Origin of the sequence: Streptomyces sp. 8N706, assembly GCF_052245415.1 — a bacterium.
Classification (GTDB): domain Bacteria; phylum Actinomycetota; class Actinomycetes; order Streptomycetales; family Streptomycetaceae; genus Streptomyces.
The window spans coordinates 1-15861 of the sequence record NZ_JBQQBW010000136.1; the positions used below are offsets into that span (position 1 = coordinate 1).

At 68.9% G+C, this 15861-nt stretch carries 14 protein-coding genes and 2 pseudogenes; 11 read left to right on the forward strand and 5 right to left on the reverse strand.

Annotated elements, in window-relative coordinates; genetic code table 11:
- A partial coding sequence (locus ACTWQE_RS30410) for a GNAT family N-acetyltransferase (RefSeq protein ID WP_443332306.1) occupies positions 1-224 on the forward strand: 224 nt, incomplete at its 5' end.
- Positions 225-256: 32 nt separating this feature from the next.
- Here ACTWQE_RS30410 and ACTWQE_RS30415 read toward each other — a convergent pair.
- Complete coding sequence (locus tag ACTWQE_RS30415; RefSeq protein WP_443332307.1) at positions 257-508, reverse strand: hypothetical protein; 252 nt, start codon at positions 506-508, stop codon at positions 257-259.
- Positions 509-745: 237 nt separating this feature from the next.
- On the opposite strand from ACTWQE_RS30415, the gene ACTWQE_RS30420 reads away from it, so the two are divergent.
- The 3 genes from ACTWQE_RS30420 (at position 746) to ACTWQE_RS30430 (ending at position 3237) form a co-directional block, all read left to right on the forward strand.
- Complete coding sequence (locus ACTWQE_RS30420; RefSeq protein WP_443332308.1) at positions 746-946, forward strand: cold-shock protein; 201 nt, start codon at positions 746-748, stop codon at positions 944-946.
- Positions 947-1078: 132 nt separating this feature from the next.
- Positions 1079-1585, forward strand: coding sequence for a metallophosphoesterase family protein (locus ACTWQE_RS30425; protein ID WP_443332309.1), 507 nt, complete (start codon positions 1079-1081; stop codon positions 1583-1585).
- Between the two features lie 173 nt (positions 1586-1758).
- The gene (locus tag ACTWQE_RS30430) at positions 1759-3237 is read left to right on the forward strand and encodes a glutamate--cysteine ligase (protein WP_443332310.1); all 1479 of its coding nucleotides are present in this window, start codon (positions 1759-1761) and stop codon (positions 3235-3237) included.
- 412 nt (positions 3238-3649) lie between these two features.
- Here the strand turns inward: ACTWQE_RS30430 and ACTWQE_RS30435 are convergent, their stop codons facing one another.
- Together ACTWQE_RS30435 and ACTWQE_RS30440 are read right to left on the reverse strand one after the other, a co-directional pair.
- The gene (locus ACTWQE_RS30435; RefSeq protein WP_443332319.1) at positions 3650-4480 is read right to left on the reverse strand and encodes an SDR family oxidoreductase; all 831 of its coding nucleotides are present in this window, start codon (positions 4478-4480) and stop codon (positions 3650-3652) included.
- A gap of 618 nt (positions 4481-5098) precedes the next feature.
- A pseudogene (locus ACTWQE_RS30440) lies at positions 5099-5611 on the reverse strand (trehalase-like domain-containing protein); the annotation flags it as partial.
- A 1094-nt stretch (positions 5612-6705) separates the two neighbouring features.
- Here ACTWQE_RS30440 and ACTWQE_RS30445 point away from each other — a divergent pair.
- On the forward strand, positions 6706-7041 hold the full coding sequence (locus ACTWQE_RS30445; RefSeq protein WP_443332311.1) for a histone-like nucleoid-structuring protein Lsr2: 336 nt from the start codon (positions 6706-6708) through the stop codon (positions 7039-7041).
- Positions 7042-7883: 842 nt separating this feature from the next.
- Positions 7884-8261, forward strand: a complete 378-nt coding sequence (locus ACTWQE_RS30450) for a hypothetical protein (RefSeq protein ID WP_443332312.1) — start codon at positions 7884-7886, stop codon at positions 8259-8261.
- A gap of 325 nt (positions 8262-8586) precedes the next feature.
- Here ACTWQE_RS30450 and ACTWQE_RS30455 read toward each other — a convergent pair whose 3' ends face one another.
- A complete protein-coding gene (locus ACTWQE_RS30455) occupies positions 8587-9234 on the reverse strand; it encodes a DUF4360 domain-containing protein (RefSeq protein ID WP_443332313.1) in 648 nt (215 codons plus the stop codon).
- A gap of 677 nt (positions 9235-9911) precedes the next feature.
- Between ACTWQE_RS30455 and ACTWQE_RS30460 the strand changes: the two genes are divergently transcribed.
- The 3 genes from ACTWQE_RS30460 (at position 9912) to ACTWQE_RS30470 (ending at position 13667) form a co-directional block, all read left to right on the forward strand.
- The gene (locus ACTWQE_RS30460) at positions 9912-12128 is read left to right on the forward strand and encodes a S41 family peptidase (RefSeq protein WP_443332314.1); all 2217 of its coding nucleotides are present in this window, start codon (positions 9912-9914) and stop codon (positions 12126-12128) included.
- Positions 12129-12299: 171 nt separating this feature from the next.
- Positions 12300-12857 carry a chaplin gene (locus ACTWQE_RS30465; RefSeq protein WP_443332315.1) on the forward strand — a complete coding sequence of 186 codons (558 nt, stop codon included), beginning with the start codon at positions 12300-12302 and terminating at the stop codon, positions 12855-12857.
- Positions 12858-13025: 168 nt separating this feature from the next.
- Positions 13026-13667, forward strand: coding sequence for a GNAT family N-acetyltransferase (locus tag ACTWQE_RS30470; RefSeq protein WP_443332316.1), 642 nt, complete (start codon positions 13026-13028; stop codon positions 13665-13667).
- Between the two features lie 233 nt (positions 13668-13900).
- On the opposite strand, the gene ACTWQE_RS30475 is transcribed toward ACTWQE_RS30470, so the two are convergent.
- On the reverse strand, positions 13901-14374 hold the full coding sequence (locus tag ACTWQE_RS30475) for a CHRD domain-containing protein (RefSeq protein WP_443332317.1): 474 nt from the start codon (positions 14372-14374) through the stop codon (positions 13901-13903).
- A gap of 347 nt (positions 14375-14721) precedes the next feature.
- Here ACTWQE_RS30475 and ACTWQE_RS30480 point away from each other — a divergent pair, with 347 nt between their 5' ends.
- Together ACTWQE_RS30480 and ACTWQE_RS30485 are read left to right on the forward strand one after the other, a co-directional pair.
- Positions 14722-15333, forward strand: a complete 612-nt coding sequence (locus ACTWQE_RS30480) for a DNA polymerase ligase N-terminal domain-containing protein (protein ID WP_443332318.1) — start codon at positions 14722-14724, stop codon at positions 15331-15333.
- Between the two features lie 173 nt (positions 15334-15506).
- A pseudogene (locus tag ACTWQE_RS30485) lies at positions 15507-15861 on the forward strand (iron-sulfur protein); the annotation flags it as partial.

The window sequence follows — 15861 nt, forward strand, 5'->3', positions numbered from 1 at the left end:
TGGCGCCGCCCGCACGGCGCAGGGGATGTGCCCGGACGCTGCTCGCCGAGCTCGAGAAGGCTGCCCTCGCCGCGGGCCGTCGGCGGCTCGTCCTGGAGACCGGGATCAAGCAACCGGAGGCCGTGGCCCTGTACGAGTCGGCCGGCTACTCGGGCGTGCCGCCCTTCGGGTACTACGCCGACGACCCGGACACCCTTCATCTGGGCAAGGCTCTCGGGGTGTAGGGGGCGGAGGGGACGACGCAGCCGTATCCCGGTCACGGATCGCCGTCGACGTCCTCCGCGGGCCCGGCTCCCCGCGCCAGGCTGTCGGTGTCCGGGTGGAGATCCAGAGCCTCCAGGAGGAATGCCAGGTCCTCGGCGTCCTCGGCGTGCCCGGCCACCACCTTCCGCGCCGCGGCGCGCAGCCGGCGCCACTCGCCTGCGGCACGTTCCGTTTCCTGGCCCTGCCCCTTGTTCGCACCGCGAGGATCGAGATGGGGCGGCGGGTGGCCGGATGGGGGGTTCATTCGGACGATCCTCGCGCCGTCCCGCACCGTGGCCCCGGAGGGCGTGGCCGGAGGTCACCGAATCGGCCCATGCGCTTTCCGTGCACGGCAGGGGGACGGGGGTACGACGTCGTGGCGCGTGCGGTGCCGGACGCGTAAGCCCATCGGGCGGGCGCCCGGGTGTTCGAGTTTCTGTGTGCGACGGACCGGTTACCTATCGCCGCGAAGAGGCACAACTCGCGTTCAGGGAGACCGGAAGTGGCACAGGGCAGAGTGAAGTGGTTCAGCGGTGAGAAGGGCTTCGGCTTCATCGAACGCGAAAGCGGTGCGGACGTGTTCGTCCACTTCTCCGAGATCGAAGGTGTGGGTTTCCGCAGCCTTGAGGAAGGCCAGCGCGTCGAGTTCGACATCACCCAGGGCCCCAAGGGCCCGCAGGCGGCGCGCGTTCGCGGCATCTGACCACCCAGGCAGCCCGGCGAAACTCCGCTACGGCGGAACACGGCGCGCGGACTGGTCCGGTCAGGCCGGGACGGCCGTGGATCGGCCCGGTCTGACCGGCCTCCGGCGGGAGGCCGGAGGTACGGTCGCCCCGTGCGCTTGCTGCTGATGTCCGACACGCACCTGCCCAAGCGAGCCCGGGAACTGCCCGGAGAGCTCCTGGACCAGGTCTCCTACGCCGATGTGGTGATCCATGCCGGGGACTGGGTGGACACCGCCACGCTCGACCTGCTGGAAGCCCGCGCGCAGCGGCTGATCGGGGTGTACGGCAACAACGACGGGGCCGGCCTGCGGGCCCGGCTGCCCGAGGTGGCGCGCGCCGAGCTCGGCGGGCTGCGGTTCGCAGTCGTGCACGAGACCGGGCCGTCGCAGGGACGTGAGCGGCGCTGCGCCGAGCGGTTTCCCGGCCTCGACGTGCTGGTGTTCGGGCACAGCCACATTCCGTGGGACACGACGGCGCCCGGCGGCCTCAGGCTTCTCAACCCCGGATCGCCGACCGACCGCCGCCGCCAGCCGTACTGCACGTATATGACCGCCGAGGCGTCGGGCGGCGAGCTCACGGAGGTCGCACTGCACCGGCTGCCCCGCCGCGGAAACTGAGCCGCGGGCGGCCTCCGGCACACTCCGGCCCGGGTGCGGCGACATCCGTGCCCGAGCACCACCGCAGGTGATGGCGGTACGTCCGTGCGGCGCGGCGGGCGCTGGCCGGGGTGGGCGCGGCATGCGACGCTGAGAGGCGGGGGCGACTGCTGGAAAGACCCCGGGAGGGCCAGATGGGACGCGATGTCCCGGCGCTCGTGTTCACCCGTGACGACCGCCGCCGGTACCGGCAGAAGATGCAGCAGTGTCTCGACGCGTTCGCGCAGATGCTGCGCGAGGAGCGCTTCGACTTCGAGCGGCCCCAGGTCGGCCTGGAGATCGAGCTGAACCTGGTGGACGGTGCGGCGGAGCCCGCGATGCGCAGCACCGAGGTCCTGGAGGCGATCGCCGATCCCGCCTGGTCGACCGAGCTGGGCCGGTTCAATCTGGAGATCAACATTCCGCCTCGCCGGCTGACCGAGGGTGGTCCGGGCGCCTGGGAGCAGGAGGTGCGTGACGCCCTCAACCACGCGGAGGAGCGAGCCGCCGCCCTCGGCGTGCACCTCATCATGATCGGAATCCTGCCGACGCTTCAGCAGAAGGACGTCGGCGAGTCGGCCCTGTCGGAGGATCCCCGGTACCGACTGCTCAATGAACAGGTGTTCGCCGCGCGCGGTGAGGACCTGCGGATCGCCATCGACGGCGAGGAGCGGCTGCGTACCTACGCCGACAGCATCACCCCCGAGGCGGCGTGCACCAGCACGCAGTTCCACCTCCAGGTCAGCCCCGAGGACTTCGCGAACTACTGGAACGCCGCGCAGCTCATCGCGGGTGTGCAGGTCGCGCTCGCCGCCAATGCGCCCTTCCTCTTCGGCAAGGAGCTGTGGCGCGAGACCCGTATCCCGCTGTTCGAGCAGGCCACCGACACACGGGCCGAGGAGCTCAAGGCCCAGGGCGTACGGCCGCGGGTGTGGTTCGGTGAGCGGTGGATCACCTCCGTCTTCGATCTGTTCGAGGAGAACGTCCGCTACTTTCCCGCCCTGTTGCCGCTCTGCGACGCCGAGGATCCCCTCGACACGCTCGACGGTGGTGACATTCCGCAGCTGGCCGAACTGACCCTGCACAACGGGACGATCTACCGCTGGAACCGGCCCGTGTACGCGGTCGTCCACGGCAAGCCCCATCTGCGCGTGGAGAACCGGGTGCTGCCGGCCGGCCCGACCGTGGCGGACATCAACGCCAACGGCGCGTTCTATTACGGACTCGTACGGGCTCTGGCCGAGGAGGACCGGCCCGTGTGGACCCGGATGTCGTTCTCCGCGGCCGAGGACAATCTGCACGCCGCGGCGCGTCACGGCATCGACGCCAGGCTCTACTGGCCCGGAATGGGCGAGGTGCCCGCGACCGAGCTCGTCCTGCGACGTCTGCTGCCGCTGGCCCACCAGGGCCTCGAGCGCTTCGGCCTGGACGCCGCCTGGCGTGAGCCGCTGCTCGGCATCATCGAGCAGCGCTGCGTCAGCGGGCGCAACGGCGCTCTGTGGCAGGCGGAGATGTTCCATACGACCGACAGGACCTCCCGCGTCGGCCACCACGAGGCGCTGCGCCGGATGACCCAGCAGTACATCGAGTACATGCATCTCAACGCGCCGGTTCACACCTGGCCGGTGGACTGAGAGCGCCCGCAGGACCCCCGTCGGGCCGTCGTCCCGGAGCAGGCGGAACGCGGCCCGGCCGACTGCCGGGGGCGCGGCCGTGCGTGAGCTGCTCGGCGATGGGCAGCTGCCGGCGGTCCTGCGCCCGGCTCGGCGTGTGACCGGGCATCCGGCGCGAAGGACATCCGGGTGCTCGTGATACGGGAGATCGGCCGCCGGGGCCAGGTCCGCTGCTCGAGTTCGGCCAGGGGCTGCAGCTCCCCGCGTGCGTCGAGCCGGTAGAGCAGCGCCGGCGCCGGGCCCACCAGAAGCACGACGATGACCCCCTCCGACGTTGACGACCCGCCGGGGCCTCCCATGGTCGTGCACGGTGAGATCCTCCCGGTCATCACGAGCTCCCCTCCGGGCACGCGGTCCGACGGTCGGCGCCGCGTCACCCACCCGTCGCGAATCCGGGGAAGAGGGTCATCCCGCCGTCCACATAGAGCGTGGTCCCGACGACGTAGTCGAGCAGATCGGACGCCATCACCAGGACGGCATCGGCGATGTCCTCGGGTTCACCGATCCGGCCGTAGGGGATCAGCTTCAGAAGACCGGCCTCGGCCTCGTCCGTCTCCCATGCGCCGCGGTTGATCGGTGTCCTGATGGCCCCCGGGGCGACGGCGTTCACCCTGATGCGCTCGGGGGCCAGTTCTTGAGCCAGCGTCGCCATCATCATCTGTACGCCGCCCTTGGACGAGGCGTAGTTCACATGGCCGGCCCACGGGATCACCTGATGGACCGAACTCATGCAGATGATTTTTCCGGCAGCCCGGGACACATCGGGGACGACCCCGCGGCGGCGGAATTCCTTCACCGCCTCCCGGGCGCACAGGAACTGCCCCGTGAGATTGACCTCCAGCACCGTGTGCCATTCCTGGAGGGACATCGAGGCGATCGGGGCGTCACGCTGGAGGCCGGCGTTCGCCACCAGGACGTCGATCGTGCCGAGCTCGTCGACCATGCGGGAGACCATGCGGACGACCTGGTCCTCCTGGGACACATCGGCTTCGTGCGCGTACGCCCGCACGCCGAAGCCCTGGATCTCCTTGACGACCTCTTCGGCGGCCGTACGGTCGGCGACGTAGTTCACCACGACGTCGGCGCCCGCGCGCCCGAGTCTGATCGCGGTCGCTCTGCCGATGCCGGAGTTGGCACCGGTCACCAGCGCCTTCTGACCGCTCAGGAGCCGTACGGAGCCGGCCTCCCGGGCCACACCACGGATGCTGGTGTTCACTGATCTCTCCTCACCGGTGGAAAAAGGAGCTGTCCCGGAGGTTCCGGGTGAGGGAAACATCACCGGCGCCGGGCTCCATGGGTCACCGCACCCCGTTCGGCCCGCCGGGGGAGATATCTCCAACCAACGGCCTAACCCCGGCGGTGGTTCTCCCAGGCCCCGTCCGGCGGACTCTTCGTGGGCTCGCGAAGCTCCCCCAGCCTCCGGCCGGGTGGGGGCACCCCCGGCCGAAGGCTGGGGAGTGCCCCCACACCGGACGCCGCTCACTGGATCCACGAAGATCCGCCGGACGGGACTGGCGGAGCGGTCAGAGCAGCCCCAGTTCGCGTGCCCGGCGGACCGCTTCGCCGCGCCGCGAGGCGGAGAGTTTGCGGTGGATGCACTCTCCCGACCCTCGCCGAGCCGGGCCAGCAGCCGTCTCCGCCGGACGAAGGCCGCGGGGAGCAGTACCACTCCCCGCTGCTGGCCGGCCTCGAGAGGCAGCGAGACGAAAATGTCGCCGCCGTGGTCGCCGTCGACCGGGCGCAACCGGGCGGGCCGTGCATCGTCCCGTTCGCGCACGGTGTGCACGGTGAGTTCCATCCCCTCGCCGCTGAATACTGCACCGTACTCGGCGATATGGAGCGCATGCGGTCTCCGGCCGTAGTCGAAGCGCGGGGCGAGATCCAGGTTGAACTCCATCCGCCCCCGCACGCAGCGCAGCATGCGTACGAGCCGGTGATTCCGTGTGGCGGCGAGCCCGGGGGAGACGGGCATGAAGTCGACCACTTCCCCTGCCCCCTCTTCGGTCATGAACCGGGTGATGAGGATGGCGGTATTGGGGTGGTACAACTGCTTTACGGCGTACGCGCCGTGGGCGGGACTCACCTGGAAGTAGCCGCCGCGCTCATGGTCGAGCAATGCGCCGAAGATGCTCGGTGAGTCGAATCGGGGGCAGCAGAACCAGTCGATGCTCCCGCCGGTCGTCACCAGCGCGGCCGTCTGGAGATCCCCGATCAGACCGTGGTCGGCGATGAGCGGGTATTCGTTCATGGTGCCCCTTCCGGCGAGCCGCGCTGCCCGGCGTGGACGCGGAAACGCCGGACTTCCAGCGTTGTGGTCCGTCCGTCCACGCGTCATCACCCGCACCAGGTGATAACGGGCAGGGCGCGGGTTTTCGCGCCGCGGGACGAAGGTCGCGCGGCGAGAGCCACTCACCCTTTGGGGGGTGATTTTCCCCCTCTCGCGGCTACGTTCCGCATCCGAGGACGCACACCGGGTTCCTCATCCTGAGGATGTCGTCCATCCCCTGCTGAGCGCGGATGTACGGCGATGCAGCCGCACTCCCGATGCCGGACGATGGACCCGAGCGGTGGCCGGCTTCCGCGTGGTTGCGATCGGCGGTGAGGATTCCCGATGAGCGTCCCCTCCGGTGTGCTGAGCAGCATGTCCGACGCCCCTCGTGCGCCGGCTGAGGGAACTGGCGGGCGTCACGCTCATTGCGGCAGGAGTGCGCCTGTTCGAGGAGGTTCGAGGAGGGCAGTCACCCCGACCGTTTCTGGGTCATTCCGACGGGCGGCGTGATGCTGGATCTGCACGTACCCGGGCGGCGTGCCCCCGTGGTGGAAACCCTGGGAGAGGGCGATCTGATCGGCTGGTCCTGGATCGCACCGCCTCGGCGCCGGCACCTGGGCGCTTCGACCATGACGGAGGCGGAGGCCCATGAATTCGCGGCGGAAGATGTGTGCACACTGTACCCGGACGATCCGCCCCTGGGCCTGGAACTGATGACGGCGGTTGCCTCCGTGATAGGCCACCGGCCGGCCGTGTCACGCAGAAGGCTGCTCGACCTGTATGGCCGGCGGGCAGCGGTCCCGCACTGTGAGAGATGCGCAACTCCGGGGATTTGTCGGTCGGCAGAGGTGTTCCTGTCCGATCGGGCAGGGTAGGACTGGCCCAACTGCCGCCAAGGCCGAGGTTGGAGGGCAGACCTGCGTTTGTGTCGGACGCCACTTCTCATGTGAGATAGGCGGTTTCGGGTGATCAGGATCGTCGACGGCGGTAGCTTCTTCGTTCAACGGATGACAATATCGTCCATGAGCTCGCGATTCCACGGGAATCGGAGCACCATCCTTCTTCATGCAAGGGGTACGGGCACGGCCCGGACTCTGCCTGCAGAGCAGTTCGGCAGAGGCAGGTAACGTCCATGGGCCTGCCAGGAAAGGACCAACACAGTGGCTCAGCGCGTGATCACCCTCATTACCGACGACATCAGCGGTGAACAGGGCGACGACATTGCGACGCACGTTTTCAGCATTGACGGCATCACCTACGAGATCGACCTCGGAGCCGACAACTACGACAAGCTTCTTGAGGCCATGGGCCCGTTCGTCAGCGCCGGCCGGAAGGTTGCCGGCTCTCGGCGCGGCCAGGCCAAGCGGACTCAGGCGGCCGGTACGAAGCCGGACCCGGTGAAGGTCAGGGAGTGGGCGAAGGCTCAGGGAATCGAGGTCAGCATGCGCGGACGGGTCCCCAAGGATGTCGTGGAGAAGTACGAAGCGGCTCACTGAGTCCTGACGAAGTGAGAAGGCCCCGGTCCGCCCGTACAGCGGCGGCCGGGGCTTCGTCGTCCCCGGACCCGGGCCACCCGAAACAGGAGGTCCCCGTCAACGGTGACAGGTGCCCCTTCCACCGTCCGTCACCTTCCTCCGCCCCGCCGGGTGATCCGGCCGTGGGACGGAGGGTGGGGTGATGGGGTGTATTCCGGGAGGGAGTCAGCGCGGCTCGCGCGTGTCGACCATGCGGCTGGAGAAAATCGGGTTATGTCAAAACAGACCTGATTGTTCATATCGGACTCCTGGGAGAATCGTCGATGCGCCCCTACCTTCCGCGGACTGCTCTGGCCGCCGTAGCTCTCCTCGGTGGCCTGGCGGCCGGTACTCCGGCAGACGCCGCCGACACGCCTCCGGCCGACGCCGTACGGGCGGACACCGGTCCCGCCGATACTTCTTCGGCCGGTGCCGCCAAGCCGGGCACCGCCCGGGTGGACGCCGTTTCTGTGGCTGACACGTCTTCGGCCGGTGCCGCCAAGCCGGGCACCGCCCGGGTGGACGCCGTTTCTGTGGCTGACACGTCTTCGGCCGGTGCCGCCGAGCCGGGCCCCGCCTGGGCGGATGCCGTTTCTGTGGCTGACACGTCTTCGACCGGTGCCGCCAAGCCCGTCCCTGCTCGTGGGGACGCGGCTCCGGCTGCCGCTACGCCGCCTGCTGGTCCGGCCAAGCCAACCCCTGCCCGGACGGATGCGGCCCCCGCTGCCGTAACGCCGCCTGCCGACGCCACTGACGCGGACACCGCTCCGGCGGAGGACCGGGCCCCCGCACCGAACTGCACCGTACTCAGCAGCGATCTCGACGTGACGGTGGACAGTGCGACGAGGTCGGCGACCACCAAGGCCCACTGGGACGTGTCCTGCAACAAGCCCGCCAACCTCACGGTGGAACTGCGGGTCTATGCACCCCACCGCATCCAGAGGCCGACGAAGGGCACCGTAGCGACCCGGTTCCGTGGTGACTTGTGGACGGCTGGAACGGTCGACCCGAGCGAACCGGGGCAGAGCGCTGTCCTCACCATCCGCGAGAACGGCGAGATCATCGGGGAGGAGATCCACAAGTGCGCCAAGACCCCCGACGGCACCGACTCCTGCTACCAGGCTGTCGGCGACGACGCCCTGGTGGGGATGGAGCCCAAAGGTCGCGTGAACGGTATGGCCCTCCGCCCGGCAACCCGATGAGGGGCCGCGGTCCATCGGGGCTGGAACTCAACGGTTAGAACACCGAGATCGGATCACTCTGTAGAGAGTGCTCACATGGCAGTGGGAGCACGGGCACCGGCAGAACTCAGGGCGAACGGCTGTCAGTGCCTTCTCGGTCGACGGTCGCCGCTGTGGGGAGCGGCGGCCGTCACCACATCACAAGTCCCTGCTGTCCCCCCCCGGCCGACCGGAAAAGGGGCATCAGCGCCGGTGTGTTGCCGGAGGAGTCCTCTACCTCCGGTGTCTTCCGGATCACTGCGGGAACGCCTCACGGCAGCCGTTCCGGCAGGCCGACCGCGTGAGTTCAGCCCTCCGGGCACTCCTTCCACGCCAGGCGGTAGATGGTGTTGACGCTGGCGTCCGTGGAGTCCATCGCCATAAAGCTCGTCGTCGCGGGGTTGGAGGAGCCGGCGTCCACGCGCAGTTCGGTGTTGATGTTGAAGTTGCGCTTCTCGCCACAGGGCGCCCAGACGTAGGCCGCGATGTCGGTGACGTCGGAGGTCTGCCAGTCGTCACTGTATGGACCGTTGAACGGATGTCTCGCGTCCGTGGTATGCGGCGACCCCTGGAAGTAGTAGTTCGCCTTCTGCAGGGCCGTCGCTCCGCGCTCGAGGTGCGCGAAGCCCCGGTAGTCGGCCGCCGCGATCGCGTAGGTGAAGCCCTGCGGAACGTGGACGCGCAGATTGAGTTGGCAGTTCTTGCGGAACGCGGTGGGGTCGGCACCGGCGCCCACCTTGGCCATGTAGTCGCTGTAGGTCACCGTGAATGCCGTGTTGTCGGGTGCGACGGCCACGGCGGCGGTTCCTTCCGGACACCCCGAGCCGTTGACGGTGGCGAGTTCGACGACGATTTTGTCGGGCGGGACGGGGGCCGAGGGGGGAGTGCCCTGGACGGATATGGGTGAGGCGAGTAAGGCGGCCATCGCGCTGCCGGCAATCACCATGCTGGGCATGGAAGGTCCTCCTGATCGTCGTGGTCTGCACGGCACGTCCAACATGCCGAGGGGCGGCGCTCATGCCACCACATGCGATCAGCGGTGTACATGGTGTTACGGCGGGGAGGGGTGGCCGCCGACGGCCCGCAGCGGATTTCCGGTCGGCCGGTATTCCTATGGGAGGCGAGCGGGCGGCGCTCCGCCCGCCCTGCGTCCACAGGCAGTCGGGTGATTTCTGTGGGGCCGCCGTCCGGGAAATCCGCCGAGCAGGCATCCCGGCTTTGTCCCGGACCTCACGACGGACGAGGTACGCGGCCGGAACAACGAGCGGCGCACCCGCCGGGGATGGGGCTCCCGGCGTTTTCCTTGCGTGTATCGAACAACAACAACGACCGTGGGAGGAATGGCTGCCTTACGGAATCCGGCCACGCCCGCCCCTGCGTCCGACCGTAGTTTTGGCTGATGTGTGCGAGCCCGCGGCCGTAAGGGCCGATGGAAAAGGCGACGGTGAGTTGTGGCCCGGCGCCACCCGCCGCGCACCGCTCAGTCGTCGCTGTACGCGTTCGTGATCTCGAACGACCCCGGCGCCCGGACGAGTGAACACGGTCGTGGCGAGCCCTCACGGGGAGTCACCCGGCTGGAGCGGGACCGAAACTGTCCCCTGGACCGTCCGGTCCGGGAGATGAGGAGTCATCGTGGAACGAGCAGTCGCCGATACCGTCCCGGCCTTCATCAAGGAGGCGGCCCCGCCGGTCCGTGAGCACCTGGCCGCTTCGGTGGAATTGGGAAACTTCTTGCCGAGCGCGGGCACCCTGACACTGAAGGAACGCCGGCTCCTCGTCGAGCAGGCACTTGTGCTGTTCGAACAAAACTATGTCCACCTTCCGCTGAAAATCGCGATGCACGCCGTCAATCCGGTCCAGCGTCTCCGTGTCATGCGCGGTCGGCTCGAACGGCAGAGCAGTGACACCATGCCTCCGGAATGGATCTTCCATGCCGAGATGTCGGAGATCTTCCACTCGGTCCGCGACCTGCACACCAATTACATGCTCCCCGAGCCCTTCGCGGGCAAGGTCGCCTATCTGCCGTTCCTGATCGAGGAATACATCGACGAACAAGGCCCCCACTACGTGGTCACTCGCATCGCTCAGGGCTATACGGCACCGGGTTTCCAGCGGGGTGCGGAGGTGACGCACTGGAGTGGAATCCGCATCGCGGACGCCGTGGACCTCAATGCGGCCCGGTTCGCCGGCAGCAACACGGCCGCCCGGCGCAGCCGGGGTTTGCAGTCGCTGACGCTCCGACCGCTGCGGAGTCACCTTCCGCCGTTCGAGGAGTGGGTGACCGTCAGCTATGCCGACCCGGAGGGCAACGCTCGGGAACTGCGCGAGAAGTGGCGGGTCGTGGAGAACCTGCCACCCTTCGTCGACGCCGACGCGGTGAGCGCCTCCGCCGTCGGTCAGGGCGTGGACGTCGATGCGGACGAGACCAGCCGAGCCAAGGTGTTGCTCTTCGCCCCGCACGTGCTGGACCAGCAGCGGAGTGCCGAGTCCGGAGGGGTCGAGGAGAGCGTCGGCGCGGGCGGCGAGGTGCCGAGCATGATGCCCCAGCTGTTCCGGGCGCGCGAGGTCCGGACCCCCTCGGGCACTTTCGGGCACATCCGCATCTTCACGTTCAGTGTTCCCGACCCTGCCCCTTTCGTACGGGAGTTCGTGCGACTCATCGGTCTGCTGCCCCGGGACGGTCTCATCCTGGACGTCCGTGACAACGGTGGCGGACTCATCCATGCCAGCGAATTCCTGCTGCAGACCCTGACGCCCCGGCGGATCACCCCGGAGCCCGTGCAGTTTCTGAACACGCCGCTCAATCTGGCCATCTGTCGCGCTCACCGGGACGACCCCCGTATCGACCTCAGTCCCTGGCTCCCCTCGATGGAACAGGCCACGGAGACCGGGGCGACTCTCTCCAACGCCTACCCCATCAGCCCCGAGGAGGGGGCCAACGCCGTGGGGCAGCAGTACTACGGTCCCGTCGTGCTCATCACCAACGCGCGCTGCTACTCGGCGACCGACATCTTCGCCGCGGGCTTCCAGGACCATGAGATCGGCACGGTGCTCGGTGTCGACGACAACACCGGCGCCGGAGGCGCCAACGTATGGACTCATGAGCTTCTCCACGCACTGGCGGAGGACGTGCCGGAATCGCCGTACACTCCGCTGCCCAGGAAGGCGGGGATGCGTGTGTCGATCCGCCGCACCCTCCGCGTCGGAGCCCGCTCGGGCACTCCTGTGGAAGATCTGGGCGTCATTCCCGACCAACGTCACCGCATGACCCGTCAGGACGTTCTGCAGGACAATGAGGACCTGCTGGCTCGAGCGGGCGAGTTGCTGAAGAACCAGCCCCTGCACGCCCTCACCGTCACCGGCGCCGCCCGGCAGGACGGAGGCCTGCGGCTCACCCTGGAGACGTCGAACGTGGACCGCTTGGACCTCTACGTCGACCAACGGCCCCGCACGTCCGTGGACGTCACCGACGGCCATGCCGAGGTCATGGTGCAGGGAGTCACGGACGGACGGTGCGGGTGGACGGCTTCTCCCGCGGACGGCTGGTCGCGAGCCGTACGGAAGGGCTGCTGCCGCGGTCCTGAACGGGTACCGGGCCGTCGTCCCGGGGAGCGGGGACAGGGGAGCCGAGCCGCCCATCAAGGTGTCCGTGCCGGCGATCGCCGTCCCGCTGCGCTCGGCGCCTCGGCGGCGACCGCCCCCGCACACGACCACCGGGCCAAGGGCGGCGACTTCAGGCCAACGCCTGCGGCAACTCGGAGCACACCGCCTTCGCGTTCGACAATTTCTCACTGGCCGACGCCGAGCAGGAGGCGGAGGGCCCGTATGTGTGTCTCATGGGGGGCATGAAGCCGTCGTTGGAAAGGCATGATCGACCGCGCTTGTCGGTCGGCACGCGACGCGCAGGGAGGCCCAGGACCATTCGAGTGATCGCCAGTTACTCCAGGAGGGCACTGGCGTTGGGTAGATAGCCGCCCGCACAGGGCGGCGGCTTCAGACGCTTACTGAGGGAGTCAAGTCATGAAGGCGATCAAGAGCATCGCTGTCGTCGGTCTCGCGGCCGGAATGCTGGCCGCGGGCGCCGGCGCGGCCACCGCCCACGACGGCGGCAAGGTCAAGGGACACGACGAGAAGAGCCGTCATGCCTCCCACGATGGTCACAAGGCCAAGCCCGAGTCCAAGGACAAGGCCAAGCCCGAGTCCAAGGACAAGGGCAAGCCCGAGTCCAAGGACAAGGGCAAGCCCGAGTCCAAGGACAAGGGCAAGCATGAGTCCAAGGACAAGGGCAAGCATGAGTCCAAGCACGAGTCCAAGCACAAGGGCAAGCACGACTCCACGTACAAGGCCAAGCACAAGGCCAAGCACAAGGCCAAGAAGGACCACGTGACGTACTACGTCACGAAGAAGGACAAGGCCGAGGAAGTCGTCAAGGGCTACGCGGTGGGCTCCCCGGGCTTCGGCTCCGGCAACGTCACGCAGGCCGTCACCCCCGTGCAGACGAACGCCTGCGGCACCACGGCCAACGCCGGAGCGGGCTTCCTGAACCCGGCGTTCGGCGGTGTCTGCGTCAACCGCTGACACAGTCGGCCTCCCGCGCAGGACATAGGGCCATGACGCCCCTCTCCGCGGTGCAGCCCACAGCACGAGCCCCTCGCCCATGGCCGGGGCTCGTGCTGTTAGGCATGTTTCGGCAGGGGCGGCCGTAAATCGTTCGACGGCCGGTGATGCGGTCGGCAGTCTCTGGTCATGAGACATCGAGTCTGGCCCCTCTACGGGCTTCGCATCACCACCCCGCGCCTCGAGCTGTGTCTCCCGGACCTCGGTCTGCTGTCGGAGCTCGCCACGGTCGCTGCCCGCGGTGTGCACGACGACGCCGTCATGCCCTTCACCGTGCCGTGGACCGACGCGGCACCCGAGGAACGGGGGCGCTCGACGTTCCAGCACGTTCTGAGCACGGTGGCCGACTGGTGCCCGGAGCGGTGGACCCTGAGCCTGGCGGTCCTCCGCGACGGCAGGGTGGTCGGGCGACAGGACCTGTCCGCGGCCGACTTCGCGGTGACGCGGGAAGCACAAACCGGCTCCTGGCTGGGCACGGCGCACCAGAACCAGGGGATCGGGACGGAGATGCGGGCGGCGGTGCTGCACCTGGCGTTCCAAGGGCTCGCCGCCCGCTCCGTGACGTCGGCCGCGATGACCGACAACGCGCGATCCCTCGGAGTCTCACGCAAGCTCGGTTACCGCCCGGACGGCTTGAGGGTGGAGTCCGTACGCGGGCGGGCCCGGACCGTGCAGCGGCTGCGCCTGGACCGCAGCGGGTGGGAGGCGCACCGCGGCACCATGGTCCAGGTGGAGGGATGGGAACCGTGCCGGACGCTCTTCGGGGTGTAATCGGCAACGAGCTTCCCGGCCCTGACGGACCGACCATGCGTTGAGGGCCTATGAGGGGATCCGGTCACAAGCCCGGAACCGGAGGCCGGGACCGGCGTAGAGCGAGCCACCCGCACGGATGACGTGACAAGGAGACACCTCCCTGGACGGGAAGCGGTCATGAGGCCCGTGCAAGGGGCCCTGTGTCTCCTGCCGACCGGGGCGGACCGGGGCCGTCGGCGCTGCGCCGGGTGTCAGAGCTGCCAGCGGATCGCGCCATCCGGGTAAGGCCTGTTGCTGATGTTGACGTGGAAGTCGGACGGATCCTCGAGGAAGGCCGCGAGCTCCTCGACCGTCAGGACGGTGGCGGCGTCGGAGGCGGTCTGCTGGGGCTGGGCCGTGAGGCAGCCGTGCGCCTCGCCCTTCTTCGGGGTCTTCAGCTGCACCACGACGGGCCCGTTCGCACTGGCCTTGCCGGCCCGCACCTCGGCGGCCGTCGGTGTGGCGATCTCCTGAACCGTCAGCTCGTAACATAACGTACGGTCTTTGACCCGGTACCAGAAGGTGCCGCGACCGTTCGGGTCCTCAGGACTTGGGCCGTGCGCGGCGGGCGTGACGACGGAGCCGGAGGCCTCCGCCGCCGGGGAGGCGCCTGCGGGGGAGGCCCCGGTCGAGAGGGCAGCGGCGCAGCCGAGTGCGGTGACTGCGATACCGGTCAGAAAACGCATAGGGCTTCTTCGATTCTGTGTCGGGCGTACGGGCACGCCGCATCCGGGAGACGGAGACTTCCGTCGAGGAAGACCGCATCAGAATGCCCCAGATGGCGCGGTATGCCTCGCTTATGGCGGCATCTGGGCGATCTGCGCCGGGAAGAGGACCGGTTCACCGGCACCGGTCACCCGCGTGGGTGCGGCCCCGACCGCGCGCCGACGATGCCCAGGGCGCTGTGCCGGGCGGGGCTCGCCGGCTCGCGCAGCCGTCGCTCCACCGAGTCACCCGGCGCGCCTTCCGGCGCGATGAGCGCCGGCGGCCAGCCGCTCGTTTTGTGACCTCCTCCGGGGGAACCCGGGGGACCATGTCCGACAAGACCGAGAGTTCGCTCCAGCGCTATCACGCCAAGCGGAACGCCGACCGGACCCCCGAGCCGATGGGGAAGCCCCAGCGCGGGGAGGACAAGCAGCGTTTCGTGGTGCAGAAGCACGCGGCGACGACGCTGCACTACGACTTCCGGCTGGAAGCGGACGGGGTGCTGAAATCCTGGGCGGTGCCCAAGGGACCCTCCACCGATCCCCGTGAGAAGCGGCTGGCCATGCGGACCGAGGACCACCCTCTGGAATACCTCGACTTCGAGGGAGCCATCCCCCGCGGTGAGTACGGGGCCGGGAAGGTGATCGTCTGGGACACCGGCACGTACCGGAACCTCACGGAACGCCGTGGGAAGGAGGTCCCCGTGGCCGAGGCGGTGGAGCGCGGGCATGTGAAGTTCTGGCTGGAGGGCGAGAAGCTGCGGGGCGGCTACGCGCTCACGCGTACCGGCCGGGACGGAGAGAAGGAGCGGTGGATCCTGGTGAAGGTGGCCGATGACGAGGCCGACGCCCGCCGCAACCCGGTGAGTTCCCAGCCCGCCTCGGTGCTCACCGGCCTGACTCTGGAAGCCGTCGGCGAAGAGACCTCCGACCAATCCTGACGTCGGACGGCCGGAAGTGGCGAAGAGCGCCGGCCGGGGAACACCGCGCGACATGGCGCGATTACTGGCGGCCGGGCTCCGAGCACCCGATCGGCCCGATTGCGGCCCCCCGGCCGGTGATACATCCCTGCTTCGTGGGCCCGTGCGGGGCCCTGAGGAGAGAAGAGCCAGAAATGACCGTCCTCCATCGGCTCGTCAAGCGGCTTGAGCACGCCGAAGGCCTGGACACCGTCGCCAGGCCGCTGGCCGCGCTGGTGGGCCGGGCCGTCCGGCCACGCCCGGTGCGTAACCTGCTCAGCGGTACGCATCTGGGCCATCCGCTGCATCCGGTGCTGACCGACGTCCCGATCGGGGCGTGGAGCATGGCGTTGCTCCTGGACAGCGTCGGCGGCCGCCGCGCCGCACCGGCGGCGGACCTGCTGACCGGTGTGGGCATCGCGTCCGCAGTGCCCACAGCCGCGTCCGGGTGGAAAGACTTGTCGGACACGCTCGGCGCACCCCGCCACGTGGGTGTGGTGCACACCGGGG

Coding starts and splice junctions, on each gene's coding strand:
- ACTWQE_RS30415 (WP_443332307.1), bottom strand. CDS start 508: ATGAACCCCCCATCCGGCCACCCGCCGCCCCATCTCGATCCTCGCGGT.
- ACTWQE_RS30430 (WP_443332310.1), top strand. CDS start 1,759: ATGGGACGCGATGTCCCGGCGCTCGTGTTCACCCGTGACGACCGCCGC.
- ACTWQE_RS30455 (WP_443332313.1), bottom strand. CDS start 9,234: ATGCCCAGCATGGTGATTGCCGGCAGCGCGATGGCCGCCTTACTCGCC.
- ACTWQE_RS30465 (WP_443332315.1), top strand. CDS start 12,300: ATGAAGGCGATCAAGAGCATCGCTGTCGTCGGTCTCGCGGCCGGAATG.
- ACTWQE_RS30470 (WP_443332316.1), top strand. CDS start 13,026: ATGAGACATCGAGTCTGGCCCCTCTACGGGCTTCGCATCACCACCCCG.
- ACTWQE_RS30475 (WP_443332317.1), bottom strand. CDS start 14,374: ATGCGTTTTCTGACCGGTATCGCAGTCACCGCACTCGGCTGCGCCGCT.
- ACTWQE_RS30480 (WP_443332318.1), top strand. CDS start 14,722: ATGTCCGACAAGACCGAGAGTTCGCTCCAGCGCTATCACGCCAAGCGG.